This window comes from Nocardia crassostreae, assembly GCF_001613405.1.
In the GTDB taxonomy this organism is placed as follows: Bacteria; Actinomycetota; Actinomycetes; order Mycobacteriales; family Mycobacteriaceae; genus Nocardia; species Nocardia crassostreae.
In genome coordinates this window covers 335,288-360,026 of the sequence record NZ_BDCH01000012.1, presented here as the reverse complement: position 1 = coordinate 360,026, position 24,739 = coordinate 335,288, and the positions used below count along the sequence as shown (strand labels likewise).

The window sequence follows — 24,739 nt, the reverse complement described above, 5'->3', positions numbered from 1 at the left end:
CGCCTAGCCTGGTTGCTCGGCGGGTAGTTGGTCTTGGACGAATGGGAACACCTCGCGTTCGCGCCACACCGAGGGCGGCATGCCCGCCAGCTCCCGCCATTCGCGGGCCATATGCGCCTGGTCGTAGTACCCGGCCAGCGCCGCCACCTCGGCCAGCGGCGGCGGATCGGGCCGCCGCAGCAACCGATGCGAGCGCTCGAATCGCGCGATGCGCACCGCGTCCTTGGGCGTCACCCCGAATTCGGCGCTGAACCGATTGCCGAGATGCCGTCGGCTCCAGCCGATCTCATCGGCCACCGCGGCCACCCGCACCGCCGGATCCGGGCCGGACAGCAGCGTCCAGGCATGCGACAACTCCGAATCCCAGGGCACCGGATGAATGCGCCGCAACAGAATCTCGTCCAGCACGGCGAACCGCCCCGGCCAGGTCGGCGTGGCCGCCAGCCGCTCCCGCAACTCCCCCGCCGGTCCCAGCACCTCCCCGAGGTCCACGATCCAGGACCCCAGCGCCGCCGTCGGCACCCCGAACAGCGCCCGGCACCCCAGCGGCGTCAGATCCACCTGAATCCCGTGCTGATACCCGTTGTGCGCGATCACCGCGGGCCGCACGGTCAACCCGCTGGCCAGCATCTCCCAGGCGCCGCCCGCCTGCTCCGGATGCGACGAGACGGGCACCTCGATCGGCTCGTCGATGGTGATGATCAAGGTAAGCACCCGCGCGGGCATCCCCACGTGGGTCCCCGGATCGAACCCGCGCAACAGATAGCCCTCGTACCCGAGGACATACGCCCGTAGACGCGGGTCGGGCAACCCGCTCGCGCCCTCCGACACACCGGCCACGAACTCACCGTATGCTCCCCCGCCGCACCGCGCGCCTCGCCGAAACGGAACCGGTACGTCTCGCGGTTCGTTGACCCGGTGCCATAGAGTTTCGGTCGGAGGACCGTGCGAATAAAGGGATAGTCGATGTTCAAGTCCGGGCTCGAGAAGGCGGTCGTCTCGCTGCTCGACAATGGCGCGCAGGTGCAGGCGCCCGCCGTCGCCAAGTACGTCGAGCGGACCCGGCGCAGTCATCCCGATGACACTCCGGCGCAGGTGCTGCAGCGGCTCGAGAAGCTCTACCTCACTACGGTGACCGCCAGCGGCACCGCCGTGGGCGCGACCGCGGCCGTGCCCGGGGTCGGGACCGTCGCCTCGCTCACGGCCATGAGCGCCGAGACCGCGTTCTTCCTGGAGGCCTCCGCGGTGTTCACCCTCGCGGTGGCGGCGGTGCACGGGGTCGCCCCCGAGGACAAGGAACGCCGCCGCGCGCTGGTGCTGGCCGTCGTGCTCGGCGAGAGCGGTATGGAGATCGTGCAGAAGAGCGTCGGCCACTCCGCCAAGAACTGGGGCAATCTGCTGGCCAACAAGATTCCCGGCATCAGCTCCATGAACGATTCGCTGCTCAAGCGATTCATGGTCCAGTTCCTGGCCAAGCGCAGCGCGCTCATGCTGGGCAAGGTGATCCCGGCCGGAATCGGCGCGGCCATCGGCGGATTCGGCAACCGGGCCATGGGCCGTCACACCATCGACAATGCGCGCAAGGCCTTCGGCGCGCCGCCCGCGAGCTGGCCCAAGCCCCTGGTCATCGATGCCGATCCGCTGCCCGCCGTGGAAGCCGCGCCCCGGAAACTACAGGCATGAGTGGTCAAGCGCGGAGGCGGCCGCGCAGCATAACCACGCAGCGCTCCGCTCATGCCCGAAAGGACACAGCATGAGCGGACCACGGCCGCTCACCTTCGCCGCGGGCGGACTCAGCAAGGTGTTCGGGACCGTCACGGCGGTCGACGAGGTGAGTTTCGTGGTGCCCGCGGGCCGGATCGCCGCGCTCGTGGGGCCGCCCGGATCGGGGAAGACCACGGTGCTGCGCATGCTGCTGGGGCAGCTGCGGCCGACCGCGGGCACCGCGAGTGTGGGCGGGCCGGGTTCCGGGGTCCGCGCTGGGCGGCAGGCCGTCGGCGCCGTGCTCTCGCCGCGCGGGCTGCATCCGGCGCGCACGGTCACCGGGCAGCTACGCGTCTTCGCGGCCGCCGCCGGGGTCTCCGACACCCGGGTGGCGGAGCTGCTGACCCTGATGCGCCTCGATACCGTTGCCGGACAACGGCTGTCGACGCTGCCCGCCGGTGCGCACACCCGGCTGGCGCTGGCCATCGCGCTGCTGGGCGATCCACCGCTGCTGCTGCTCGACGATCCGGCCGCGGGCCTGGATCCCGCGGAGGGCGGGTGGCTCAACGAATTCCTGCACTCCCATGCGCGCCGCGGCGGCACGGTGCTGCTGACGGCGCGCACGCTCACCGCCGTCGTCTCCGTGGCCGACGAGCTCATCGTGCTGAACCAGGGCCGAATCGCCTACCAGGGCAGCCCGGCCCGGCTGCGCCGCAGTCATCCGGACCGCATCCTGGTCAAGGCCTCCAGCCCCATCGCGCTGGCCACCGCCCTTGCGGCACAGGGCTTCACCGACGCCATCATGCGCCCCGACGGCCGCCTCGCCATTGCCGAGGCCACCCTGTCGCAGGTGGAGGCGGCCGCCGCGGCGGCGCGGGTCCAGCTCACCGAGGTCATGGCCGAGCACATTCATCCGGACCAGGTCCTGGCCTCCCTGACCCGACCGGCGGCCCCCGCCTACCCGTCACCGACCGCCTACGGAATGCCGCGTTGACACGAAAGGTCTCCCGATGATCCTCACCGCTGTGCCGGATTCCGTGCTGCGGGCGGTGAACTCCGAAGTCCGCAAGGTCGTTTCGCTGCGGCTGAACTGGACGCTGGCCGCCATCGTGCTCGGCGGTGGCCTGTTCGCGTTCACGGCCATGGGGCTGTTCCTCGAATCCACTCTGGAGGGCGGGGAACTCATCTTCAGCGGCGGCTGGTCCGCGACGGCGGTGGCGGTGGCGCTCATCGGCTCGGTGGTACTGACGGCGATCTTCGGGGCCATTGCCGCGGGCAGCGAGTACCGGTATCGGACGATCGACACCGCAGCGCTGTTCACCCCGGACCGGAATGTGCTGCTCGGCTCGAAACTCGGTGTGGTGGCGACGATCTCACTGGGCCTCATGCTGTTCACCGAACTGCTCGGCGGCGCCGCCATGCTGCTGTTCGGGCGGGATCGGCTGGGTATCGGCGCCGGTTTCCTGGCCATTCTCGGCGGTGCGCTGCTGGCCGCGGTGTGCTGGTCGGTGATCGGCGCGGCGCTGGGCCTGCTGCTGCGCTCCCCGGCGCAGGCCATTGCCGCCGTACTGGGCGCGGCCGTGCTCGAGCCGCTGGTGTGGGTGACCGCGCGGGCCGTGGGCACGCCGGGCGCCGCGACCATCCTGCCCATCTCGGCCACCGTAGGCACCATCAGCGGCGGGGAGTTCGACGACGGCGTGTTCATCGCCCCGACCCCGGCCGCCATCGTGGTGCTGGTGCTGTGGACCATCGCCGCGGTGACGGCGGCGTGGTGGTTCTTCACCCGCCGCGATCTCTGACAGCGAGATCGATTCACCTGTCGGTGGCCCGGGGCACACTGGGTGCTCGAGTGGTTGGCGGGAGTGGGAACAAATCGGGGGTATAGCGGTCGTTACCGCTGTTGATGAGTGCGAAGGTGGATGGGGTGATGGGGAGGGTGTCCGACGAGGCTGCGGCCGGGTGGCTGCGGCGACTGTGGGAGCGGAGCAGGCAGCATCCCTGGCTGCTGGCCGGGATCGGCCTCGCGGTCGTGCTCGGCGCGGTCGTGGAGGTCACCGGGCCGCTGCTGGCCAAGCGGGCCCTCGACGGGGCCGTGGCCGGGAACACCGAGATCATCGCGTCCATGGCGGGGCTGCTGGCCGTGCTGGCCGCCGGACGTTTCCTGGCCAGCCTCAGCCGCCGTATGTTCGCCGGGCGGCTGGCGCTCGATGTGCAGCACGAACTGCGGGTGGACCTGCTCGGCGCGCTGCAACGCCTGGACGGGCCCGGCCAGGACGCCCTGCGCACCGGGCAGGGCGTCTCCCGGTCCATCAGCGATCTGACGCTGGTGCAGGGGCTGTTGGCCATGGGGCCGTGGTCCTCGTTGGCGGCCTTGCAATTCGTCCTCGCGGCGGGCGTGATGCTCTGGCTCTCACCGCCATTGGCATTGACCGCCCTGCTGATCGTTCCGCTGCTCGCGGTGGTCGTCTATCGCGTGCGGCCCAAGCTGTACGCCGCCACCTGGTCGGCCCAGCAGCGGGCGGCGGATCTGGCCCAGCACGTGGAGGAGACCGTCACCGGCGTGCGGGTGGTGAAGGGCTTCGGGCAGGAAGCCCGGATGGTGGATCTGCTGGAGCGGCACGGGCGGCGGCTGTACGCCGAACGCATGCGGGCGGCGCGCATCGATGCCCGGTTCGCGCCGACGCTGGCCATGATTCCGCAATTGGGTCTGGTCGGCGTGATCGCCATGGGCGGCATGCTGGCCCTCGACGGCGTCATCGGGCTGGGCACCTTCCTGGCCTTCGTCGCCTATGTCAGCACCATGACCAATGCGACCCGCACGGTGTCCATGGTCATCGTCATGGCGCAGCTGACCCGGGCCGCGGCCGAACGCGTGAATCAGGTCATCGACAGCGCGCCCGAGCAGGTCGATCCCCGGCATCCGGTGGCGCTGCCCGACGGGCCGCTGGGTATCGAAATCGAAGCGCTCACCTTCGGATTCGATTCCGGCCGCCACATTCTGCGCGATTTCGACCTGACGGTCGCGCCGGGCGAGACGGTCGCCATCATCGGGCCCGCCGGATCCGGCAAGTCTACCCTGTCGCTGCTGCTGCCCCGCTTCTACGCACCCGAATCCGGCCGGATCACGCTCTCCGGCAGTGATTCCCGCGCCGATATCGCGGAGCTGCGCGCCACCGAGCTGCGCTCGGCCATCGGCGTCGTCTTCGACGAGGCCTTCCTGCTGTCCGACACCATCTCCGCCAATATCGCGCTCGGCCGCCCCGAAGCCACCGACGACGAAATCCGCGCCGCCGCACGCCAGGCCGCCGCCCACGATTTCATCGAAGCGCTCCCCGACGGCTACGACACCGTGGTCGGCGAACGCGGCCTGACCCTGTCCGGCGGTCAACGCCAGCGCATCGCCCTGGCCCGGGTCCTGCTCACCGACCCGCGCATCCTCGTTCTCGACGATGCCACCTCCGCCGTGGACGCCCTCACCGAGGCCGCCATCTTCGATGCCCTGCCCACGAATTCGGGCCGCACCACCCTCATCCTGGCCCACCGCGAATCCACCCTCGCCCGCGCCGACCGCGTCATCCGCCTGCCGGGCACGCACCGGCCTCGGGTCGAGCCGGAAGGCTCGGCTCCGCTGTCCGGCGGGGGTTCGGAGCAGCAGGCCGATGACACGGTTGATCCGGACACTCCGGAGGAGGTCCGGCGGGCGCTGCTGCGGTTGCCCGCCGCGGTCGAGGGGCCGGGGTTGGACGACCAGGAGTTGCGGGAGCCCGATCCGGGATTCCGGCTGGCGCGGGCGCTGCGGCCGGTGCGCTGGCTGGTGGCCGGGATGGTGGCGCTGCTGGCGGTGGATGCCGTTGTCGGCGTGGGGTTCCCGACCATCGTGCGCTATGCCGTCGACAATGGCGTGAGCGGCGGTGACGGCGGCGCGCTGGCGCGGGCGGCCCTGGTGGGGGCGCTGCTGGCCGGATTCGGCTGGGTGGTGGCGTCGACCGCGCTGGTGTGGGGCGCGCGGGCCGGGGAGCGGGCGCTGTACGGGCTGCGGGTGCGCAGTTACGCGCATCTGCAACGACTCGGGCTGGACTTCTACGAGCGGGAACTGTCCGGGAAGATCATGACCCGGATGACCACGGATATCGACGCGCTGTCGACCTTCCTGCAGACGGGTCTGCCGGACGCGTTGATCGCGCTGCTGATGGTGGTGGGCATCGCGGGCGCGCTGGTGCTCATCGACGCACAGCTGGCCCTGGTCATCTTCGCGACGCTGCCGCCGCTGCTGGTGGCCACCTGGCTGTTCCGGCGCGCCTCCAATGCCGCCTACAGCGCCTCCCGGGAGCATGCCGCCACCGTGAACGGCGATTTCGCCGAGAACGTGGCGGGATTGCGGGTGGTGCAGGCCAATCGGCACGAGGCCGTGGCGGCGCGGCGCTTCGCGGAGTACTCGCAGCGCTACCGGGACAGCCGGATGCTGGCCCAGCGCGCCATCTCGGTGTTCTTCGCCTTCGTCGGCGCCTGGGCCGATCTGGCCTTGGCCGCGGTGGTTTTCGTGGGCGCGAGCCAGGTCGCGGACGGCGCCACCAGCGCGGGCACGCTGGTCGCCTTCGTGCTGTACCTGCAATTGCTGTTCGGCCCGATCCATCAGCTGTCACAGCTGTTCGACGGGTATCAGCAGGCGCGGGTCGGATTGCGGCGCATCGGCGAACTGCTGCGCACACCCTCGTCCATCGCGCCGGATCCCGCCGACGCGGTGCGCGTCGACGGCGGTCTGCGCGGCGATGTGGTCTTCGAGGAGGTGCGCTTCCGGTACCCGGGGGCGTCGCGGCCCGCCCTCGACGGGCTCGACCTGCGTATCCCGGCGGGCACCAGCCTGGCGCTCGTCGGCGCCACCGGCGCGGGCAAGTCGACCATCGTCAAACTGCTCGCGCGGCTCTACGACATGCCCCGAGACGAGAACACGTTGCACGGCTCGGGTGATGCGGTTCACACCGCGGCGAATACCGCGCGGGAGAACGCGAAATCGGCCGCGGATCACGATGCTGCGAATCCTGTGCGAACCGGCACGATTCGCGTGGACGGCATCGATATCCGCGACTACAAGCTCACCGACTTCCGATCGCGGCTGGGAGTCGTGCCACAGGAAGCTCACTTATTCACCGGCGACGTCGCCAGCAACATTGCATTTGGCAAACCTTTTGCGAAGTCGGCGGAGATCGAAGCGGCCGCCGCGGCGGTCGGCGCGCTGGAAACCATCGAGGCATTGCCGCTGGGAATGCGGCAACCGGTCGGCGAGCGGGGTCGCGGACTATCCGCCGGGCAGCGCCAGCTGATCGCGCTGGCCCGCGCCGAACTGGTCAGCCCGGACCTCTTGCTCCTGGATGAGGCCACCGCCGTGCTGGATCCGGCGGCCGAGGCATCGGTGCTGGTAGCCAGCGAATCGGTGATGCGGGGCCGGACCGCGGTCATCGTCGCGCACCGGCTGGCGACCGCCGCGCAGGCCGATCGGATCGCCGTCGTGGAGCACGGGCGCATCACCGAAATGGGGACGCACGCAGAACTGCTGGCGGCGCGCGGAACGTACAACCGACTGTGGGCTGCGGCGCGGGCCACGGAGGGAATATTCTCGAGCGAGGACGAGTCGTCACGAGAAGATGTGTCCGCTCGGTGGTAGTCCGTGCCCATGAGTGAACAGCGATGGGCATATCCTCAGAGGGGGCTCATCGGCGCGCATCCGCCGATTACCCGTGCCGGGCACGTCACAAACGTCGCAGCGCGAAGAACGAAATGAGGCGAACACCTGCTGTGAGCAGCTCAACATCCCAGTTCGGACAGAACCAGTGGCTCGTCGACGAGATGTACCAGAAGTACAAGCAAGACCCGTCGTCGGTCGATGAGAGCTGGCACGAGTTCCTCGCTGACTACACGCCGGAGAACACCGGCGACGCCGGTAACAGCCAACCGGCCCCCACCACCCAGGTCGCACCGGCCGCCCCGGCACCGGCCCCCGCTGCCGCCGCTCCGCAGCCCGCTCCCGCTGTCGCCGCCCCGGCTCCCGCCCCGGCCCCGGCTCCGGCGCCCGCGCAGGTGCGTGCTCCGCAGACGACTCCGGCTCCGACGTCGAACGCCGCGCCCACCTCCGGTGGCCCGAAGCCGTCGGCCGAGGACGAGACGCAGGTGCTGCGCGGACCGGCCGCCGCCATTGTCAAGAACATGTCGGCCTCGCTGACCATCCCGACCGCCACCAGCGTGCGCGCCATCCCCGCGAAGCTGATGATCGACAACCGGCTGGTCATCAACAACCATCTGGCGCGCACCCGCGGCGGCAAGATCTCCTTCACCCACCTGCTGGGTTACGCGATCGTGCAGGCCGTGAAGGCGTTCCCGAACCTGAACCGGCACTTCGCCGAGGTCGACGGCAAGCCGAACGCGGTCACCCCCGCGCACACCAACCTCGGTCTGGCCATCGACCTGCCGGGCAAGAACGGCAACCGCACGCTGGTCGTCGCCGCCATCAAGAACTGCGAGACGATGAACTTCGCGCAGTTCCACACCGCCTACGAGGACATCGTCCGCCGTGCGCGCCAGGGCAAGCTGGGCGCGGACGACTTCGCCGGTGTCACCATCTCGCTGACCAACCCGGGCACCATAGGCACCAACCACTCGGTGCCGCGCCTGATGCCCGGCCAGGGCGCGATCATCGGCGCGGGCGCCATGGAGTACCCGGCCGAGTTCCAGGGCATGAGCGATGAGCAGCTGGCCGAGATCGGCATCGGCAAGCTCATGACGCTGACCTCGACCTACGATCACCGCATCATCCAGGGCGCGGAATCCGGCGACTTCCTGCGCACCATTCACAACCTGCTGATCTCCGACGAGCTCTACGACGAGATCTTCCACGGCATGGGTGTCCCCTACGAGCCGGTGCGCTGGCGCAAGGACATCAAGGAACGCGGTATCGACAAGAGCGTCCGCGTGCAGGAGCTCATTGCCGCCTACCGCAACCGCGGTCACCTCATGGCCGACACCGACCCGCTGCGGCTGGTGAAGGACAAGTTCCGCTCGCATCCGGATCTCGATGTCACCCAGCACGGGCTGACCCTGTGGGATCTGGATCGTGAGTTCAATGTCGCGGGCTTCCACGGCCAGGAGCGCATGAAGCTGCGCGATGTGCTGTCCATCCTGCGCGACGCCTACTGCCGCCACGTGGGCGTGGAGTACACCCATATCCTCGATCCCGAGCAGCTGCAGTGGATTCAGGACCGGGTCGAGCAGAAGCACGCCAAGCCGACCGTGGCCGAGCAGAAGTACATCATGTCCCGGCTCAATGCGGCCGAGGCGTTCGAGACCTTCCTGGCCACCAAATACGTTGGCCAGAAGCGCTTCTCGCTCGAAGGCGCCGAAGCCGTCATCCCGATGATGGACGGCGTCATCGATCAGTGCGCCGAGCACGCCCTCGACGAGGTCGTCATCGGTATGCCGCACCGCGGCCGCCTGAACGTGCTGGCCAATATTGTCGGCAAGCCCTACTCGAAGATCTTCACCGAGTTCGAGGGCAATATGAACCCGGCCGCCACGCACGGCTCCGGTGACGTGAAGTACCACCTGGGCGCACAGGGCACCTACATTCAGATGTTCGGCGACAACGACATTCAGGTGTCGCTGACCGCCAACCCCTCGCACCTCGAGGCCGTGGACCCGGTGCTGGAGGGTCTGGCTCGCGCCAAGCAGGATCTGCTCACCAAGGAAGACCTCGTCACCAAGGGTGAAGAGGCGCGGTCGTTCTCGGTCGTGCCGCTCATGCTGCACGGTGACGCGGCGTTCGCCGGACAGGGTGTGGTCGCCGAGACCCTGAACCTGTCGGGTCTGCGCGGCTACCGCACCGGCGGCACCGTGCACATCGTGGTGAACAACCAGATCGGCTTCACCACCGCGCCGGAGTACTCGCGCTCCACCGAATACTCCACGGATATCGCGAAGTTCATCGGCGCGCCGATCTTCCACGTGAACGGCGACGATCCGGAGCCCTGTGTGTGGGTGGCCAAGCTGGCCGTCGACTTCCGGCAGAAGTTCCAGAAGGACGTCGTCATCGACCTCATCTGCTACCGCCGCCGCGGGCACAACGAGGGCGACGACCCGTCCATGACGCAGCCGCACATGTACGACGTCATCGACACCAAGCGCTCGGTGCGCAAGTCCTACACCGAGAGCCTGATCGGTCGTGGCGACATCTCCATGAAGGAAGCCGAAGACGCCCTGCGGGACTACCAGGGGCAGCTGGAGCGGATCTTCAACGAGGTGCGCGAGCTGGAGAAGTACCCGCCGGAGCCGTCGGAGTCGGTGGAGGACGAGCAGCAGATGCCGTCCACCCTGGTGACCGCCGTGGACAAGACGGTGCTGCAGCGCATCGGCGACGCGTTCGTGAACTCGCCCGAGGGCTTCACGGTGCATCCGCGCGTCAAGCCGGTCATGGAGCGGCGTCGCGAGATGGCCTACGAGGGCAAGATCGACTGGGCCATGGCCGAACTGCTGGCCTTCGGCACCCTGATCGACGAGGGTCGCGCGGTGCGCCTCACCGGTCAGGACTCCCGCCGCGGCACCTTCACCCAGCGGCACTCGGTCATCATCGACCGCAAGACCGGTGGCGAGTACACCCCGCTGCACAACATCGGCTCCAAAAACCCGGGCTGGTTCGCGGTGCACGATTCGGCGCTGTCGGAGTACGCCGCCGTCGGCTTCGAATACGGCTACTCGCTGGGCAACCCGGACGCGCTCGTGCTGTGGGAGGCGCAGTTCGGCGACTTCGTCAATGGCGCGCAGACCATCATCGACGAGTTCATCTCCTCCGGTGAGGCCAAGTGGGGCCAGCTCTCCGAGGTCGTGCTGCTGCTGCCGCACGGTCACGAGGGCCAGGGTCCGGACCACACCTCCGGTCGTATCGAACGTTTCCTCCAGCTCTGCGCGGAGGGTTCGATGACCGTGGCGGTCCCGTCCACGCCGTCGAACTACTTCCACCTGCTGCGCCGCCACGCCTTGGACGGCATCCGCCGCCCGCTGGTGGTCTTCACCCCGAAGTCCATGCTGCGCAACAAGGCCGCCGTCTCGGATGTCGAGGACTTCACGGACAACAAGTTCCGCACCGTCCTCGAGGAGCCGACCTACGAGTCGGGCGACGGCGACCGCGCGAAGGTCAAGCGCGTGCTGCTCACCTCCGGCAAGCTGTACTACGAGCTGGTGGCGGAGAAGAACAAGAACAACCGCGACGATGTGGCCATCGTCCGCGTCGAGCAGCTCTACCCGATTCCGAAGTTCCGCCTGAACGAGGCGCTCGAGGGCTACCCCAATGCCACCGACCTCGTCTGGGTCCAGGAAGAACCGGCCAACCAGGGCGCCTGGCCCTTCTTCGGCCTCAATCTTCCCGAGATCCTCCCGGCCCGCTTCGGGAAACTGCGCCGCATCTCCCGGCGCGCCATGTCGGCCCCGTCCTCGGGTTCCTCCAAGGTCCATGCCGTCGAACAGCAGGAAATCGTCGAGGAAGCCTTCGCACCCACGGTGTAGCCTCCCCGAATCCCAGTGCGGGGCCGGATCTCTCCCGAGAGATCCGGCCCCGCGCCGTTTTCGGGACTACTTGTCCTCGACGTCCTTGGTCTCCGCGGCATCGGCCGGGGACTGGATGTTCCAGGCGGCCATCATGGCGGCCATGCCTTCGGCGGCGGTCACTTCCTGGGTCGAGTTTTCCTGGTCCGACATAGCGAAATCTCCTTCTGTTACTTCCCTTGCGGAAGGTGATGGTACTGGGGGCTTTTGGTGGGGGCTCGCCGTGAAATGCTCCGCGACAAGGGATTTCGTGTATCCAGTGGGCCGACTCACAGTGCAGTGAGTCGGCCCGTAGTCCAGTGAGGCGGGGGTTGCCCGGGGTATTTCGATGTCGTATATTCCACATGGAATATTTGGTGCGGAGGAATCGGTGGGTGGGTGACACCGGGCCTCCGGGCGGAAAGGGAGGTTCGGCGGTGGGTGAGAAGCAGGCGGGAGCGGGGCTGACGCCATTGGCGATCGCGGTGCTCGCGCTGCTGGAGGAGAAGCCGATGCACCCCTATGAGATGTACCAACTGCTGATGAATCGGCACGAGGACGAACTGATCAAGGTCAAACCCGGATCGCTGTATCACGGGGTGGGGCGGCTGGCGGACAGCGGACTGGTGGTGGCCGAGGGCACCGACCGGGCCGGGAATCGGCCGGAGCGCACCACCTATCGGATCACCGAGGCCGGGCGGGTGGCGCTGCGGGAACGGATCACCGGCATCCTGCGCCGCCCCGTCCAGGAATACCCGATCTTTCCGGTCGCCCTCGCCGAATCACACACCCTGCCCGCCGACGAGGTGAGCACGCTGCTCAACGAGCGCATCACCTGGCTCGAAGGCCGGAAGACCGAACTGGAGGCCATGCGGGACTGGGCAGCGAAACGGGAAGTGCCGCGCCGGTTCTGGGTGGTGCTCGAATTCCTGCGATCGCGGGCCTGCACCGAGGCCGACTGGTTGCGCGCGTTCATCGCCGAGCTGGAGAGCGGCGAATTGCCCTGGGACCCGACCGATCCGGCCCCGACCACCCGACCCAGTTAGGAAACCCATGTCCACACAACGCAATCCGTGGCTGGCGCTGTACGCGCTGGTCGTCGGGTTCTTCATGATCCTGCTGGACATGACCATCGTCGCGGTGGCCAATCCGGCGATCATGCGGGACCTGCACGCCGATATCAACAGCGTCATCTGGGTGACCAGCGCGTATCTGCTCACCTATGCGGTACCGCTGCTGGTGACCGGGCGGCTCGGAGATCGCTTCGGGCCCAAGAACATCTACCTCATCGGCCTAGCGGTGTTCACCCTCGCCTCGCTGTGGTGCGCACGATCCGACAGCATCGACATGCTCATCGCGGCGCGCGCCGTACAGGGCCTGGGCGCTGTGCTCATGACACCGCAGACCATGGCCGTCATCACCCGCACCTTCCCGCCGGACAAGCGCGGCGCGGCCATGGGCCTGTGGGGCGGCGTGGCCGGGCTGGCCCCCCTGGTCGGCCCCATCCTGGGCGGGTTCCTGGTGGACAGTCACGGCTGGGAGTGGATCTTCTACGTGAACGTCCCGGTCGGCATTATCGCCTTCGCGCTGGCGGTCTGGCTGGTGCCCGCGCTGCCGACGCATGAGCACAAGTTCGATCTGGTCGGCGTGGCGCTCAGCGGTATCGGCCTGTTCCTGCTGGTCTTCGGCATTCAGGAAGGCAATAACCGGGATTGGGACGGCCTCATCTGGGCATTGATCATCGGCGGCCTGGTGGTGCTGGCGCTGTTCGTGGTCAACCAGTCCCGCAATACCGGTGAACCGCTAGTGCCGCTGAGCCTGTTCAAGGATCGCAACTTCGCGCTGTCGAACCTGGCCATCGCGGCCATGGGTGCGGCGGTGACGGCCATTTTCGTGCCGTTCTACTTCTATCTGCAGGCGGTCCGGGATCTGAGCCCCACCAGGTCGGCCCTGGTGCTCGCGCCCATGGCCATTCTGACCGGCGTCTTCGCACCGATCATCGGCAAGCTCTCGGATCGCATGCCGCCGCGCGTGATTCCGACCATCGGGTTCGCGGGTTTCGCGGCCACGGTCTTCGGTTTCGCGGGGCTCATGACACCGGATTCGTCGATCGCCGTCTTCCTGGTCATCGGCGGCGTCGCCGGTATTGCCAATGCCTGCATCTGGGCGCCCCTGGCCACCACCGCGACGCACAATCTGCCGGTGCAGCAGGCCGGTGCGGGCGCGGGCATCTACAACACGACCCCCAGGTCGGTTCGGTGCTCGGATCGGCCGCGGTGGCCGCGCTCATGTCGTCCCGGTTCGCGGCGCAGGGGCTGGCGAGCGGACCCATCGGCGAGGGCGGCGCGGGCGCGACCACGATGCCCGAGCAGATTCTCGACAAGGTCAGCACGGCGCTGAGCCAGTCCATGTATCTGCCCGCGGTGATCCTGCTGCTCGGGGTGGTGGCCTCCGCGCTGTTCATCGGGCATCCCGATGGCGATCGGAAGCAGCCGCCCGCACCCGCCAAGGCGGATCTGGCGAACTAAGCCGACGCGGGGTGAGACCGTCAGTAGACGAGCCCGAACAGCCGGGTCCAGTCGATGCGGATCTCGATCGGCATATCGAGGACGGTCTCCCCCGCAATGTGCGTGAGCCGCCGGTGCGGTCGATAGTGGCCGAGCACCAGCACATGGGTCTGGATGGCGCTCACCCGGTCCCGATCCATATAAACCAGCCAGTACCAGGGGATTCCGGCCAGCGCGTACTCGGCCTGTTTATCCGCCGTGTCGATCCGTTCGGTCACCGGCGACACCACTTCGATGGCGATCTTGACCCGGGCGGCGGACAGCAGCCCGGAATCGGTGGGCGAGCAGGAGAACAGCGCGATATCCGGACGCCGCACCGTGACTCGCGGTAGCTCCCACAGGAGCACATCCTGATCGAGGCCGACATACAGCCAGCCGTCGTTGTAGCGGCTCATATGCGTTTCGGCGGCGGCCTCCAGCATGGAGGCGATCCGCTGTGCGGCATTCCGATGCGGTTGGGCGGGCGCCTCGGCCCGCACCACATCACCGTTCACCACCTCGACCAACCGGCAGAAGTCGCGGGGCAACTTCTTCCAGACATCGAGCGTGATCGGTTCGGGCTGCAGGTTTTCCGCCCGCGCCCATTCGATAACTCCAGACATGCGTTCCCCCTTGGTGGGCGACGACTGGCCGCGCCGATCCTAAACCGCAAGCGCTATGAAAACGGCCGTTCGGAACTTTCGCCACGATGTTCGTGCGCAAACGTGACACCTGATCTCGTGAGGTCGGGGTAACTCACCGGGTACGCCCGAAATAATGGTGGCAACCAACCGGCGGCACGCGTGCGCAACGCTCGACGGCACCCAGGCCGTGCGCTGAATTCGCGGAGCGGCGGCACAGGCATGATTCAGCTGATTCGCACGGTGACCGACGGGTGTCCGGTTGCCCCGTCCGGCACCACATCCCGGCGCTGGTCCGTCTGCACCGCTCCGGTGCCATCGGTGGCGCGCGCCCAGATGGTGTGCTCGCCGGGCGTGGCGTCCCAGTCGTAGACCCACTGTCGCCAGGAGTCGATGGTCGGTTCGGCGGCGAGCCGCGCGGGCTGCCAGGCGCCGTCGTCGATGCGCACCTCGACCGCGCTGATGCCGCGATGCTGCGCCCACGCCACCCCGGCGATGGTGATCCGTCCGGCATCGAGGCGGCTGCGCGCAGCGGGCGCGTCGATGCGCGAGGCGGTTTTGATCGGCCCGCGTTCCGACCAGCCGCGCTTGGTCCAATACGCTTCGGCGCGATCGAATCTGGTGATCTCCAGCTCGGTCACCCATTTGGTGGCGGAGACATAGCCGTACAGTCCCGGCACCACCAGCCGCGCCGGATAGCCGTGCGCGACCGGCAGCGGCTCACCGTTCATGCCGACTGCGAGCAGGGCGTCACGGCCGTCGGTCATGACCGCGAGCGGGCTGCCCGCCGTCCAGCCGTCGATGCTGCGGGACAACACCATATCGGCGTCGGGATGCGGTCCCGCCTCGGCGAGCAGCTCATCGAGCCGATACCCCAGCCATTTAGCATTGCCGACGAGATCCCCGCCGATCGGATTGGAGACGCACGCGAGGGTGACGAGCCGTTCGACCGGGGTGCGGGCGGCGAGATCGGCGTAGGTGAGCGTGATTTCGCGATCCACCATGCCGTGAATGCGCAGCGACCAGCTCTCCTTGCTGACCTGCGGCACCGTCAGCGCGGTATCGATCCGATAGAAGTCCGCATTCGGCGTGACATAGGAGGCCAGCCCCGGAATCCGCAGATCCGCCGCCGGATCCACACCCGTCATGGGCCCCGACGGCGAAGGCAACTGCACCCCCGCCCGCTCCCCCGACACGTCCCGCGACTGCAACCCGAACAACCGCCCCGCGAGCCCCGCGCCGACCCCGGCCGCGGCGGCAATGGCGATCGCGCGCACCACCTGCCGCCGTTCCAGCTCGACATCGGCCGCCGTCACCGCCTGCGCCCCGCCGGATTTCACGCCGTCGACCGGTTCGGTCCCGGAGTCGCCCCCGACCCCGGACGCGACCTCTGCATAGGTGGCGATCCGCCGAGCGGCCATGCGCAGCACCGCGATTCCCGCCCACACGCCGAGCACCGACGGCACCGCCCACGTCCACGCGGCAGGCGGCCGGGTCAGCGCGGCGACCGTGGCGGCCAGCCCGAAAAGCACGAAGATCCCCGAACCGATCGGCCGCCGCACCCGTTCAAGCAGCCCCGCCAGCGCCGCGACCCCCAGTGCCACCGCACCCATCGAGACGAACAGCACCAGCTTGTCACTGGTCCCGAACAGATCGATCGCCCACTCACGCACCCCATCCGGCGTGTTGTCGACAACCCAGTCCCCCACCGCCTGCAAGGGCGTGCTGTCCGGGCTGATCAGCACGGACACCAGTTCGGCGACCCCGAGAATCACACCGGCCGCCACAATTCCACTCGCTACTCGCAGCCCGCGATTGGTCACGAACCGAACCCTACTGCCGGATTCGCCCGATGCACCCACTCCAGGTGTGACGGAACGGTGACGACCCCGCACAGCTGGTCCCCGCCGGTTGAGAACCCAACGCGCCGGTTCCAGACAGCCCCTCACCCCCGCTCGGCACTCGCCGGTGCCGAACCGTGCCAGCCGAAGCCGGACCTTGCACTCGCCCGGCACCCACAGACGGCGGACCTATGCTCGCCCGGCGTGTGAAGGTGGTGGACCCGTAGTCGCCAAGCACTCGCGGCGGCGGTCCGACGCTGATCGGGCACTGCGGGGAATGGTTGGGTCGGGCGGGGCTAGTTGGTGGCGGGTTTGTGGCGCTGGTAGTAGCGGGCTACGCGGGCGCGGTTGCCGCAGCGGGCGGGGGAGCACCATTGGCGGCGGGGGTGGGCGGGGAGGAAGAGCATGACGCAGTCGTCGGCGGCGCAGCATTTCAGTTTGGTGATGGCCGGGTCGGTCAGGAGGTCGACGGCTGCTTCGGCGAGGGCCGCGGCCAGTCGGACACCGGCGGGGCCGACCCGGGTCGAGGTGGCGACGAATGCTGTTCCGTCCCAATCCAGTACCCGGATGGCGGGGGCCACCGATTGGGCTGCCACCAGTCCGTCGACGGCGGTGGCGGGCGGGCGGCGACCGTGTAGGAGAGCGGCGAGGGCAGCCGCGGTGTGATCCCGTACCGCGTGGACGGCGGCCAGATCCGCCTCGTCGAACAGGGTCGGCGGCGGCTCGGCCAGGCGGTCGGATTGCCGCGTCACCCAGGCGGCCAGTTGGTCGGGGGTCGCGAGCAGGTCGGCGTCGACCGGCCTGGTGTTGACCAGGTCGAGGGCCAGCGGTTCGCCGATCAAGGGTTCGAGATCGCTCACGGCACTAATGCTAACTCGAGGTGTTGACTCATTAGAAGCGAATAGGCTAGAACTAATGCAACATCGCATCGAGAAAGCATGTGAATCATGAGTGAGCTGCCCGTGGTCCGGCATCAGAGCATCGACGTGGACGGGGTCGAGGTCTTCTATCGCGAATCCGTTCCCACCCGGCCCGACGCCCCGGTCCTGTTGCTGCTGCACGGTTTTCCCTCGGGCTCGCACCAGTTCCGCCGCCTCATCGACACCCTCGGCGACCGGTACCGCCTCATCGCCCCCGACTACCCGGGCTTCGGAAACACCGTCGCCCCTGCGGATTTCGACTACTCCTTCGACCGGTTGGCCGATATCACCGAGGGCTTCGTCCAGCGCCTGGGTCTGACCCGGTTCGCCGTCTACGTCTTCGATTTCGGCGCACCTGTCGGCTTCCGGATCGCCACCCGCCACCCGGAGTGGATTACCGGCCTCGTCGTCCAGAACGGCAATGCCTACGAGGCCGGGCTGTCCGATGGCGCAAAGGATTTCGTCGCCCTGCGGCCGGACCAGGACGGCGCGGAGGACACCATCCGCGGGCTGCTCACCCTGGAGGGCACTCGCGGCCAATACGAGCACGGCGTCGCCGATCCGGCCCTGCTGTCCCCCGACAGCTGGACCCTGGATCAGCACTACCTCGACCTACCCGGTCGCAAGGAGGCCCAGGTCGCCCTCGCCTTCGACTACCACTCGAATGTGGCCCGCTACCCGGAGTAGCAGTCCTGGCTGCGCACGCACCGGCCCCCGACGCTGATCGCGTGGGGCGCGAACGATCCGTTCTTCCCCGCGCCCGGTGCGCACGCCTACCTGGCCGACGTCCCCGACGCCGACCTGCACCTGTTCGACACCGGCCATTTCGCGCTGGAAACCCATCTGCGCGAAATCGCCGGTCTCATCGCCGATTTCCTGGACCGCCTCCCCGCGGCCCGGACCGGTTACGCGGTCGGGGTGTAACCGACCATCCACGGCACCGAGAACTTGTCGGTCAGCATGCCGAATCCCTCGGCCCATTCGGTCTTTCCGAAGGGCAGCGAGACCTCGCCGCCCGCCGCGAGCTCGGCGAATACGCGTTCGGCCTCCTCCCGATCGTCCAGATCGACCGAGACAGAGTAGGCCGGATTGGCGGTATTGACCGTCTGGCCGGGCGGGCAATCCGAGCCCATGAGCACATGGGCGGTGCCGCGCAGCGGCAGCGCGACATGCGCGACCAGGTTCTTGGCCTCCGCCGGAAGGCTTGCGCCGTCACCCATCTCGCCGAAGCGAGTGAGTTGCGGCTCGCCACCGAAGACGCTCTGGTAGAAGGTCAACGCCTCCTCGGCATTGCCGTTGAAGAACAGATACGGATTCAGATTCACGGTGTTCCTCTCCTCGCGGTTGTCGAACGTCCGGGAAACGACAGCGGCCGCCGCCCCCGTAATGGGGACGACGGCCGCCGCCGGAATTCATCGCTGTCAGCCGTAGATCGCGTCCACGTCCGCGGCGTACTGCTTCATGACGACATTGCGCTTGAGCGACATCTTCGGGGTGAGCTCGCCACCCTCCTGGGTCCAGTCGATCGGCAGGATGCGGATCTTCTTGATGGCCTCGGCATGGGAGACCAGCTTGTTGGTGGTGGCCACCGCCTCGTTGATCTCGGCCACCAGCGCCGGGTTCTCGATCAGATGCTCGATGGTGGTGTCGGCGGAGATGCCGTTGCGCTCCTTCCAGCCCGGCAGCGCTTCCTGATCCAGGGTGATGAGCGCGCCGATGAACGGCTGGCCGTCGCCGACCACCATGACCTGGCTGATCAGCGGGTGCTGGCGCAGGGAGTCCTCGAGCATGGCCGGGAAGACGTTCTTACCGCCCGCGGTGACAATGATTTCCTTCTTGCGCCCGACGATGGAGATGAAGCCGTTCTCGTCGATGGCGCCCAGATCACCGGTCTTGAACCAGCCGTCCGCGAAGGCGTCGGCGCTGGCCTCCGGGTTGTTCCAGTAGCCGCTGAATACGACCGGGCCCTTGATGAGCAGTTCGCCGTCCTCGGCGACCTTGGCGGCATGCCCCGGCAGCGGGCGGCCGACCGAGCCGACCTTGATCCACTGCGGGGTGTTCACGCTGACGGCCGCGGTGGATTCGGTCAGACCGTAGCCCTCGTAGATCGTGACGCCCGCGCCGCGGAAGTAGTGGCCCAGTCGCGCGCCCAGCGGACCGCCGCCGGAGACCGCGGAGCTGCACTGCCCGCCCATGGCCTCGCGCAGCTTGCTGAACACCAGCTTGTCGAACAGCGCGTGCTTGGCCTTGAGCACCAGGCCCGGCCCGCCGTTCTGCAGCGATTCGCTGTACGCGATGGCGACCTCGGCGGCGTAGTCGAAGATCTTGCCCTTGCCGCCGTCGTGCGCCTTCTGCTTGGCGCCATTGAAGACCTTCTCGAATACGCGCGGCACCGAGAGGATGAAATCCGGCTTGTACTGGCCGAATTGCTCGACCAGCGTGGTCCAGTCGGAGGTGTGCGCCACGGTGACGCCGGCGTCGAAGGCGGCCAGCGCGACGGCGCGGGCGAAGACGTGGGCCAGCGGCAGGAACAGCAGCGACTTGCGGCCCGGCCGCAGGAATTCGCTCATAGCCGCGCGATCGGCGGCCGATTCGGCGTACAGGTTGGCGTGCGAGAGCATGACGCCCTTGGGCCGCCCGGTGGTGCCGGAGGTGTAGATCAGGGTGGCCGGGGAGGCGGCCCGCACCTGGGCGCGGCGCTCGTGCACCACGGCATCGTCGAGGTCGGCGCCGCGGGCGATGAGATCGTCGATGGCGCTCTTGTCGAGCTGCAGCACCTCCTTCAGCTCACCCAGTCCGCCCTCGATCTCGGCAATGGTGGCGCGGTGCTTGGCGTTCTCGACCACCGTGATCTTGGTGGCGGAGTCGGAGAGGATCCACCGGCACTGCTCGGCCGAGGAGCTGTCGAAGATGGCCACGGTGCAGCCGCCCGCCGCCCAGATGACGAAGTCGAGCACGACCCAGTCGTAGCTGGTGGCGGCCATGATGGCGACGCGGTCGCCGAGTTCGACACCGGAGGCGACGAGGCCCTTGGCCACGCTCGTCACCGTCTTCGCGAATTCCGCGGCGGTGACGTCGTTCCAGCCGCCGCTGCCGTTCGGAGTATTGAAAACAACCAGATTCGGCGTCTGCTCAGCGTGTCGGAACGCCCCGTCCGACATGTTGGCGCTCTCCGGGATGGTGTAAGAAGCCGGGACTTCGAACTCTCGCATCGTTGCCCTTCCACAGTGCGTTACTGGCAAGTAATGTACGCCACGCTCCACGGCAACGTCCGGCGGAGGGCACACTCGGGCCTCGGGACGCATGACCGCACCGTCGCGGCGAATCAGGCCCTGATCCTACGGACGGCGCGGGGTCGTCCGTGTGCGGGCCGACACTCGACGACCTATCCCACCGACCTGGTTTGCGCAGGTCGCAGCGCTTGGCGCAGGAAGCCGCCGAGTTCGGTGGTGATCGCCGCGGCGGGCGCGACCAGACCGGACTGGAGCTGGGCGACATGCCAGAGCCCCTCGGTTTCGGTGAACCGGGTATCGACGCCCGATTCGCGCAGTTTCGCCACCAGCCGCGTGCACTGGTCGTACAGCAGTTCGTCCACATCGGCGTGGACATAGGTCGGCGGCAGGCCGCGCAGATCGCCGAGCAGCGGCGCGTAGCCGGTGTCGGACCCGTCGCCGTCACCCAGATAGGCGGCGGCGCAGGCCCGCGACCACGGCTTGTTGATCACCAGATCGCGCTGCCGGTCCGGGATCTCGTTGGGATCGGCCCACGGGGCGATCAGACCCAGCGCGGCCGGGGTAAGGCCGTGCTTGTCGCGCAGCCGCAGCGCGAGCGCCAGCGACAGCCCGCCACCGGCCGAATCACCGGCAATGGCAATGCGTTCCGGGCGATAGCCGAAGGCGATCAGTTCCAGGAACGCGGCCTCGGCATCGTCCAGGGCCGCCGGGAACGGATGCTCCGGAGCCAGGCGATAGTCCAAAGCCTGGATCGGGCAACCGGTTTCGCGCGCCAGGAAACCCGTCAGCGGGCGGTGGCTGGAGGGGGATCCGACCGTATAACCGCCGCCGTGCAGGTACAGCACGGTGGCGATATCGGAGGACGGGCCCCGGGTCACCCGCTCGGCCGGGCGGCCGCCGAGCCGGACCCGCTCCACGTGGGTACCGCGCGGGACGCCCTGCAGCGGCCCGCCGCCGCTCATGAGCGCCCGCTGCACCGCGAAGGGCAGGCGGGCGTTCAAGATGGCTTGGAAGATCGGGCGAAAGACCGCGCGGGCCACGGGGAGCGGGATCGACAGCTCGGGCATAACCGAAATCCTTACGGCAGGAAGCGCTTTTGCGTCACGGCGGCGATGCGCTGATAGTACGAGCCGGTGGTGCGCACGAAAAGGTCGAGAAGCTTTGCCTCCCAGCCGATCAGCACGCGCCCGTGGCCGCGGGCGACGCCCTCGGTAATGGTCTGGGCGGCCATCTCGGGGGTGTGCATGGCCAGCTTCGAGTCGAAGAGGGCGGCCAGATTCTTCTGGTTGAGCCCCTCGGCGACGGTGGCATTGCGGGCCACCGCGGTCTTGATGCCGCCCGGATGCACACGGGTCACTTTGACCTTGTGGCCGGACATGATCATCTCCTGGCGCAACGCCTCGGTGAAGCCGCGCACCGCGAATTTCGCGGCGTTGTAGGCACTCTGGCCGGGGACGGCAATGAGGCCGAACAGGCCGGAGATGTTCACCACGTGGCCCGCACCGGATTCGACCAGGTACGGCAGGAAGGCCTTGGTGCCGTTGACCACTCCGTAGAAGTCGACGTCCATGATCCGGTCGATGTCCTTGAAGGACGTGGAGATCACGTCGCCGTGGTGGGCGATACCGGCATTGTTGTAGATCTGGTTGACCTTGCCGAAGTGCTTGTTGACCTCGTCGGCGTAGACCAGCACGGCCTCGCGCTCGGCCACATTGAGCCGATCGGATTTGATCTGCACGCCGTACTTCTCACAGCGGGACACCGTCTCGGCGAGACCCTCGGTGTCGATGTCCGACAGCGCGAGCTTGGCCCCGCGCCGGGCCAGGTTCTCCGCCAGTGCGCGGCCGATGCCGGAGCCGGCGCCGGTGATCACGCAGACCTTGTCCTTGAAGTAAGCATCGTTGCTCACGGATTCACTACTTTCGCTCGGTGAGGTTCTCGGTGAGGTTTACTTGCTGACCGCGTAGGCAGACACATCGAATTTCTCGAGCAGACTGCGGAAGCGGAAGGTGAAATCCGGCCACAGTGTGGTGTTGTTGCCGTGCTTGTCGAGATACCAGGAAGCGCAACCGCCGGTGCTCCAGACCGAACCGACCAGCTTCTTCTGCAACTCGGTATTGAACTCGTCCTGCACATCCTTGCGCACCTCGACGGTCCGCAGCCCGAGGCTGTCGATTTTCGCCACCGCGTCGGCAATGTAATTGATCTGCGATTCGATCATGTACACCATCGAGGTGTGGCCCAGGCCGACATTCGGGCCCAGCAGGAAGAACATATTCGGGTAGTTGTGAATCGTCGAACCCTTGTAGCCCTGCTGCCCGCCCTCCTCGAAAACCTCTGCGAGGGTGCGGCCGTCGCGACCGGCGATGGCCTCGAAGACCGGGGAGTCGGTGACGTGGAAGCCGGTGGCCACCACAATGGCGTCCACCACGCGCTCGGTGCCGTCGGCGGTGACGATGGAGTTGGCGTTGATCTCCCGAATGCCGTCGGTCACCAGGTCGACATTGTCGCGGGACAGCGCCGGGTAGTAGTCGTTGGAGATCAGCATGCGCTTGCAGCCGATGCGGAAGTCCGGGGTCACCTTGGCGCGCAGTTCCGGATCCCGGATCTCGGCGAAAAGCTTTGCGCGCGCGACGGCTTCCAGGGCCAGCATGGCGGGCGGGAACTTGGCCAGACCCACCACCTGGGTCTCGCGCACGGCGTAGATGGCGGCGCGGGAGAGCGCCTGGAAGCCCGGAATGTGCTTGAAGGCCAGCTTTTCCGGCAGCGTGTAGGGCCGGTCGCCGCGCGGGAGCAGCCAGGGCGCGGTGCGCTGGTAGACGTCCAGGTGCGCGACCTGCGCGGCGATATTGGGCACGATCTGGATGGCCGAGGCGCCGGTGCCGATGACCGCGACCCGCTTACCGGTCAGGTCGGCGTCGTGATCCCAGCGGGCGGAGTGGAAGATCTCGCCCTCGAAGCCGTTGATGCCCTTGATATCCGGCAGATTCGGCTCGCACAGGGCGCCGACGGCGGAGATCAGGATATCGGCGGTGAACGGACCCCGCGAGGTCTGGATCTCCCAGCGCGAGGTCTCCTCGTTCCACTGCGCGCCGGTCATATCGCAGCCGAAGATGTGGCGGTCGCGCACGCCGTACTTGTCGGCGACGCCCTGGATGTAGCGCTGGATCTCCGGCTGCTTGGAGAACGAGCGCGACCAGTCCGGGTTGAGCGCGAAGGAGTACGAGTACAGCTGCGAGGGCACATCGCAGGCCGCGCCCGGGTAGGTGTTGTCGCGCCAGGTGCCGCCGACATCGTGCCCGCGCTCCAGCACGAGGTAATCATTGCGACCCTGCTGGCTCAGCCGAATCGCCATACCCAGGCCCGAGAACCCGCTGCCGACGATGATGATGCGGGAATGCCGGGCAGGCCGGTTGCCGACAGCTTTGTCTGTAACCTTGCGACTCATGTAAGCGAGCGTAAGGTCTTATTGAGCCCGAGTCAACAGTATTGACTCTTGCTCAGTAAGCTGAACCCGTGACCAAGGAGCGCAGCGTGAGCAGACCGGAGACCGGAGCCAAGCGTGTGCGCCTCAGCCCCGGCGAACGCCGCAGCCAGCTCATCACCCTCGGCGCCCGCATGCTGCGCGAACGCGCGCTAGAGGATATCTCCGTGGGCGAGATCGCCGAGCAGGCAGGCATCTCCCGCGGCCTGCTCTTCCACTACTTCCCCACCAAACAGGACTTCCACCTGGCGATCGTCCAGCACGCCAATGCCCAGCTGCTGGAACGCACCAGCCCCAATCGCGATCTCCCCCTCCCCGATATGCTCCGCGACGCCATCGAGCGCTATATCGCCTACGTCTCGGAGAACCGCACCTCCTATCTGGCCCTCCTGCGCGGCCCCGCCTCCGCCAGCCCGGATCTGGCCGCCATGGTCGACGCCCACCGCCAGGCCCAGGTCGACCGCATCCTCACCGAATCCCCCATCCCCGTGGAGGACGCCGACCGCCCCCGCCTGACCCTGGCCGTCCGCGGCTGGATCGCCTTCGTCGAGGAAACCACCCTGACCTGGCTGCGCGCCGAACCCATCACGCGCGCCGAGCTCATCGATATGCTCGTCGATTCCCTCCCCGCGCTCGCCTTGAACCAGACACTATCCGCAGCCCTCTGCGACTGATCGGCACCACGCTCTCCCCCGGCCATTCCCCCGTCACCGCGGCCGTGATGAGCGCCGCCGCCAACGGACTGTGCGTCCCCGCCAAACTCCGATACAGCCGATCGACCTCCGCGGGCCCGGACGGCGATTCGT

The 24,739-nt window shown here is 67.9% G+C and carries 18 protein-coding genes and 1 pseudogene; 9 read left to right on the top strand and 10 right to left on the bottom strand.

The genetic code is table 11. The features are described from left to right. Window positions 1-3 precede the first annotated feature (3 nt). Window positions 4-840, bottom strand: a complete 837-nt coding sequence (locus NC4_RS08475) for a helix-turn-helix domain-containing protein (protein WP_157554390.1) — start codon at window positions 838-840, stop codon at window positions 4-6. A 126-nt stretch (window positions 841-966) separates the two neighbouring features. On the opposite strand from NC4_RS08475, the gene NC4_RS08470 reads away from it, so the two are divergent. The 5 genes from NC4_RS08470 to NC4_RS08450 all read left to right on the top strand — a co-directional run bounded on the left by NC4_RS08470 (window position 967) and on the right by NC4_RS08450 (window position 11,250). Further along, a complete protein-coding gene (locus tag NC4_RS08470) occupies window positions 967-1,683 on the top strand; it encodes a hypothetical protein (RefSeq protein WP_067534678.1) in 717 nt (238 codons plus the stop codon). A 70-nt stretch (window positions 1,684-1,753) separates the two neighbouring features. Further along, window positions 1,754-2,698, top strand: coding sequence for an ATP-binding cassette domain-containing protein (locus NC4_RS08465; protein WP_067534675.1), 945 nt, complete (start codon window positions 1,754-1,756; stop codon window positions 2,696-2,698). A 16-nt stretch (window positions 2,699-2,714) separates the two neighbouring features. After that, the gene (locus tag NC4_RS08460; protein ID WP_067534672.1) at window positions 2,715-3,503 is read left to right on the top strand and encodes an ABC transporter permease; all 789 of its coding nucleotides are present in this window, start codon (window positions 2,715-2,717) and stop codon (window positions 3,501-3,503) included. A 128-nt stretch (window positions 3,504-3,631) separates the two neighbouring features. Then, the gene (locus NC4_RS08455; protein WP_245721565.1) at window positions 3,632-7,366 is read left to right on the top strand and encodes an ABC transporter ATP-binding protein; all 3,735 of its coding nucleotides are present in this window, start codon (window positions 3,632-3,634) and stop codon (window positions 7,364-7,366) included. Window positions 7,367-7,479: 113 nt separating this feature from the next. Further along, the gene (locus NC4_RS08450) at window positions 7,480-11,250 is read left to right on the top strand and encodes a multifunctional oxoglutarate decarboxylase/oxoglutarate dehydrogenase thiamine pyrophosphate-binding subunit/dihydrolipoyllysine-residue succinyltransferase subunit (RefSeq protein ID WP_084528690.1); all 3,771 of its coding nucleotides are present in this window, start codon (window positions 7,480-7,482) and stop codon (window positions 11,248-11,250) included. 66 nt (window positions 11,251-11,316) lie between these two features. On the opposite strand, the gene NC4_RS43850 is transcribed toward NC4_RS08450, so the two are convergent. Beyond that, entirely contained in the window at window positions 11,317-11,442 is a 126-nt protein-coding gene (locus tag NC4_RS43850) for a hypothetical protein (RefSeq protein WP_281186259.1), read from the bottom strand. A gap of 263 nt (window positions 11,443-11,705) precedes the next feature. On the opposite strand from NC4_RS43850, the gene NC4_RS08445 reads away from it, so the two are divergent. Continuing rightward, entirely contained in the window at window positions 11,706-12,314 is a 609-nt protein-coding gene (locus tag NC4_RS08445) for a PadR family transcriptional regulator (protein ID WP_067535976.1), read from the top strand. 7 nt (window positions 12,315-12,321) lie between these two features. Next, a pseudogene (locus tag NC4_RS08440) lies at window positions 12,322-13,796 on the top strand (DHA2 family efflux MFS transporter permease subunit). A 20-nt stretch (window positions 13,797-13,816) separates the two neighbouring features. On the opposite strand, the gene NC4_RS08435 reads toward NC4_RS08440, so the two are convergent. From NC4_RS08435 to NC4_RS08425, 3 genes are all read right to left on the bottom strand, one after another. Further along, window positions 13,817-14,437 (bottom strand): Uma2 family endonuclease, encoded by a 621-nt coding sequence (locus NC4_RS08435; protein WP_067534663.1) that lies wholly within the window; start codon window positions 14,435-14,437, stop codon window positions 13,817-13,819. A 245-nt stretch (window positions 14,438-14,682) separates the two neighbouring features. Next, complete coding sequence (locus tag NC4_RS08430; RefSeq protein WP_245721564.1) at window positions 14,683-16,278, bottom strand: molybdopterin-dependent oxidoreductase; 1,596 nt, start codon at window positions 16,276-16,278, stop codon at window positions 14,683-14,685. Window positions 16,279-16,592: 314 nt separating this feature from the next. Continuing rightward, window positions 16,593-17,156 carry a CGNR zinc finger domain-containing protein gene (locus NC4_RS08425; protein WP_067534660.1) on the bottom strand — a complete coding sequence of 188 codons (564 nt, stop codon included), beginning with the start codon at window positions 17,154-17,156 and terminating at the stop codon, window positions 16,593-16,595. 87 nt (window positions 17,157-17,243) lie between these two features. Between NC4_RS08425 and NC4_RS08420 the strand changes: the two genes are divergently transcribed. Further along, window positions 17,244-17,903, top strand: a complete 660-nt coding sequence (locus NC4_RS08420) for an alpha/beta fold hydrolase (protein ID WP_369690703.1) — start codon at window positions 17,244-17,246, stop codon at window positions 17,901-17,903. Window positions 17,904-18,121: 218 nt separating this feature from the next. On the opposite strand, the gene NC4_RS08415 is transcribed toward NC4_RS08420, so the two are convergent. The 5 genes from NC4_RS08415 to NC4_RS08395 form a co-directional block, all read right to left on the bottom strand. Beyond that, window positions 18,122-18,541 (bottom strand): VOC family protein, encoded by a 420-nt coding sequence (locus NC4_RS08415; RefSeq protein WP_067534657.1) that lies wholly within the window; start codon window positions 18,539-18,541, stop codon window positions 18,122-18,124. A gap of 96 nt (window positions 18,542-18,637) precedes the next feature. Next, window positions 18,638-20,428, bottom strand: coding sequence for an AMP-dependent synthetase/ligase (locus NC4_RS08410; RefSeq protein WP_067534654.1), 1,791 nt, complete (start codon window positions 20,426-20,428; stop codon window positions 18,638-18,640). 173 nt (window positions 20,429-20,601) lie between these two features. After that, the gene (locus NC4_RS08405; protein ID WP_067534652.1) at window positions 20,602-21,516 is read right to left on the bottom strand and encodes an alpha/beta hydrolase; all 915 of its coding nucleotides are present in this window, start codon (window positions 21,514-21,516) and stop codon (window positions 20,602-20,604) included. Window positions 21,517-21,527: 11 nt separating this feature from the next. After that, window positions 21,528-22,358, bottom strand: a complete 831-nt coding sequence (locus tag NC4_RS08400) for an SDR family NAD(P)-dependent oxidoreductase (protein WP_067534649.1) — start codon at window positions 22,356-22,358, stop codon at window positions 21,528-21,530. A 39-nt stretch (window positions 22,359-22,397) separates the two neighbouring features. After that, window positions 22,398-23,897, bottom strand: a complete 1,500-nt coding sequence (locus NC4_RS08395) for a flavin-containing monooxygenase (protein WP_067534646.1) — start codon at window positions 23,895-23,897, stop codon at window positions 22,398-22,400. 86 nt (window positions 23,898-23,983) lie between these two features. Here NC4_RS08395 and NC4_RS08390 point away from each other — a divergent pair, with 86 nt between their 5' ends. Continuing rightward, the gene (locus NC4_RS08390) at window positions 23,984-24,607 is read left to right on the top strand and encodes a TetR/AcrR family transcriptional regulator (protein WP_067535967.1); all 624 of its coding nucleotides are present in this window, start codon (window positions 23,984-23,986) and stop codon (window positions 24,605-24,607) included. The last annotated feature ends 132 nt before the right edge of the window (window positions 24,608-24,739 follow it).

What these genes read in the sequence shown, in the direction of transcription:
- NC4_RS08435 (WP_067534663.1), bottom strand. Translation starts at nt 14,437, where the DNA reads ATGTCTGGAGTTATCGAATGGGCGCGGGCGGAAAACCTGCAGCCCGAA.
- NC4_RS08460 (WP_067534672.1), top strand. Translation starts at nt 2,715, where the DNA reads ATGATCCTCACCGCTGTGCCGGATTCCGTGCTGCGGGCGGTGAACTCC.
- NC4_RS08450 (WP_084528690.1), top strand. Translation starts at nt 7,480, where the DNA reads ATGAGGCGAACACCTGCTGTGAGCAGCTCAACATCCCAGTTCGGACAG.
- NC4_RS08455 (WP_245721565.1), top strand. Translation starts at nt 3,632, where the DNA reads ATGGGGAGGGTGTCCGACGAGGCTGCGGCCGGGTGGCTGCGGCGACTG.
- NC4_RS08395 (WP_067534646.1), bottom strand. Translation starts at nt 23,897, where the DNA reads ATGAGTCGCAAGGTTACAGACAAAGCTGTCGGCAACCGGCCTGCCCGG.
- NC4_RS08410 (WP_067534654.1), bottom strand. Translation starts at nt 20,428, where the DNA reads ATGCGAGAGTTCGAAGTCCCGGCTTCTTACACCATCCCGGAGAGCGCC.
- NC4_RS08420 (WP_369690703.1), top strand. Translation starts at nt 17,244, where the DNA reads ATGAGTGAGCTGCCCGTGGTCCGGCATCAGAGCATCGACGTGGACGGG.
- NC4_RS08405 (WP_067534652.1), bottom strand. Translation starts at nt 21,516, where the DNA reads ATGCCCGAGCTGTCGATCCCGCTCCCCGTGGCCCGCGCGGTCTTTCGC.
- NC4_RS43850 (WP_281186259.1), bottom strand. Translation starts at nt 11,442, where the DNA reads ATGTCGGACCAGGAAAACTCGACCCAGGAAGTGACCGCCGCCGAAGGC.
- NC4_RS08465 (WP_067534675.1), top strand. Translation starts at nt 1,754, where the DNA reads ATGAGCGGACCACGGCCGCTCACCTTCGCCGCGGGCGGACTCAGCAAG.
- NC4_RS08470 (WP_067534678.1), top strand. Translation starts at nt 967, where the DNA reads ATGTTCAAGTCCGGGCTCGAGAAGGCGGTCGTCTCGCTGCTCGACAAT.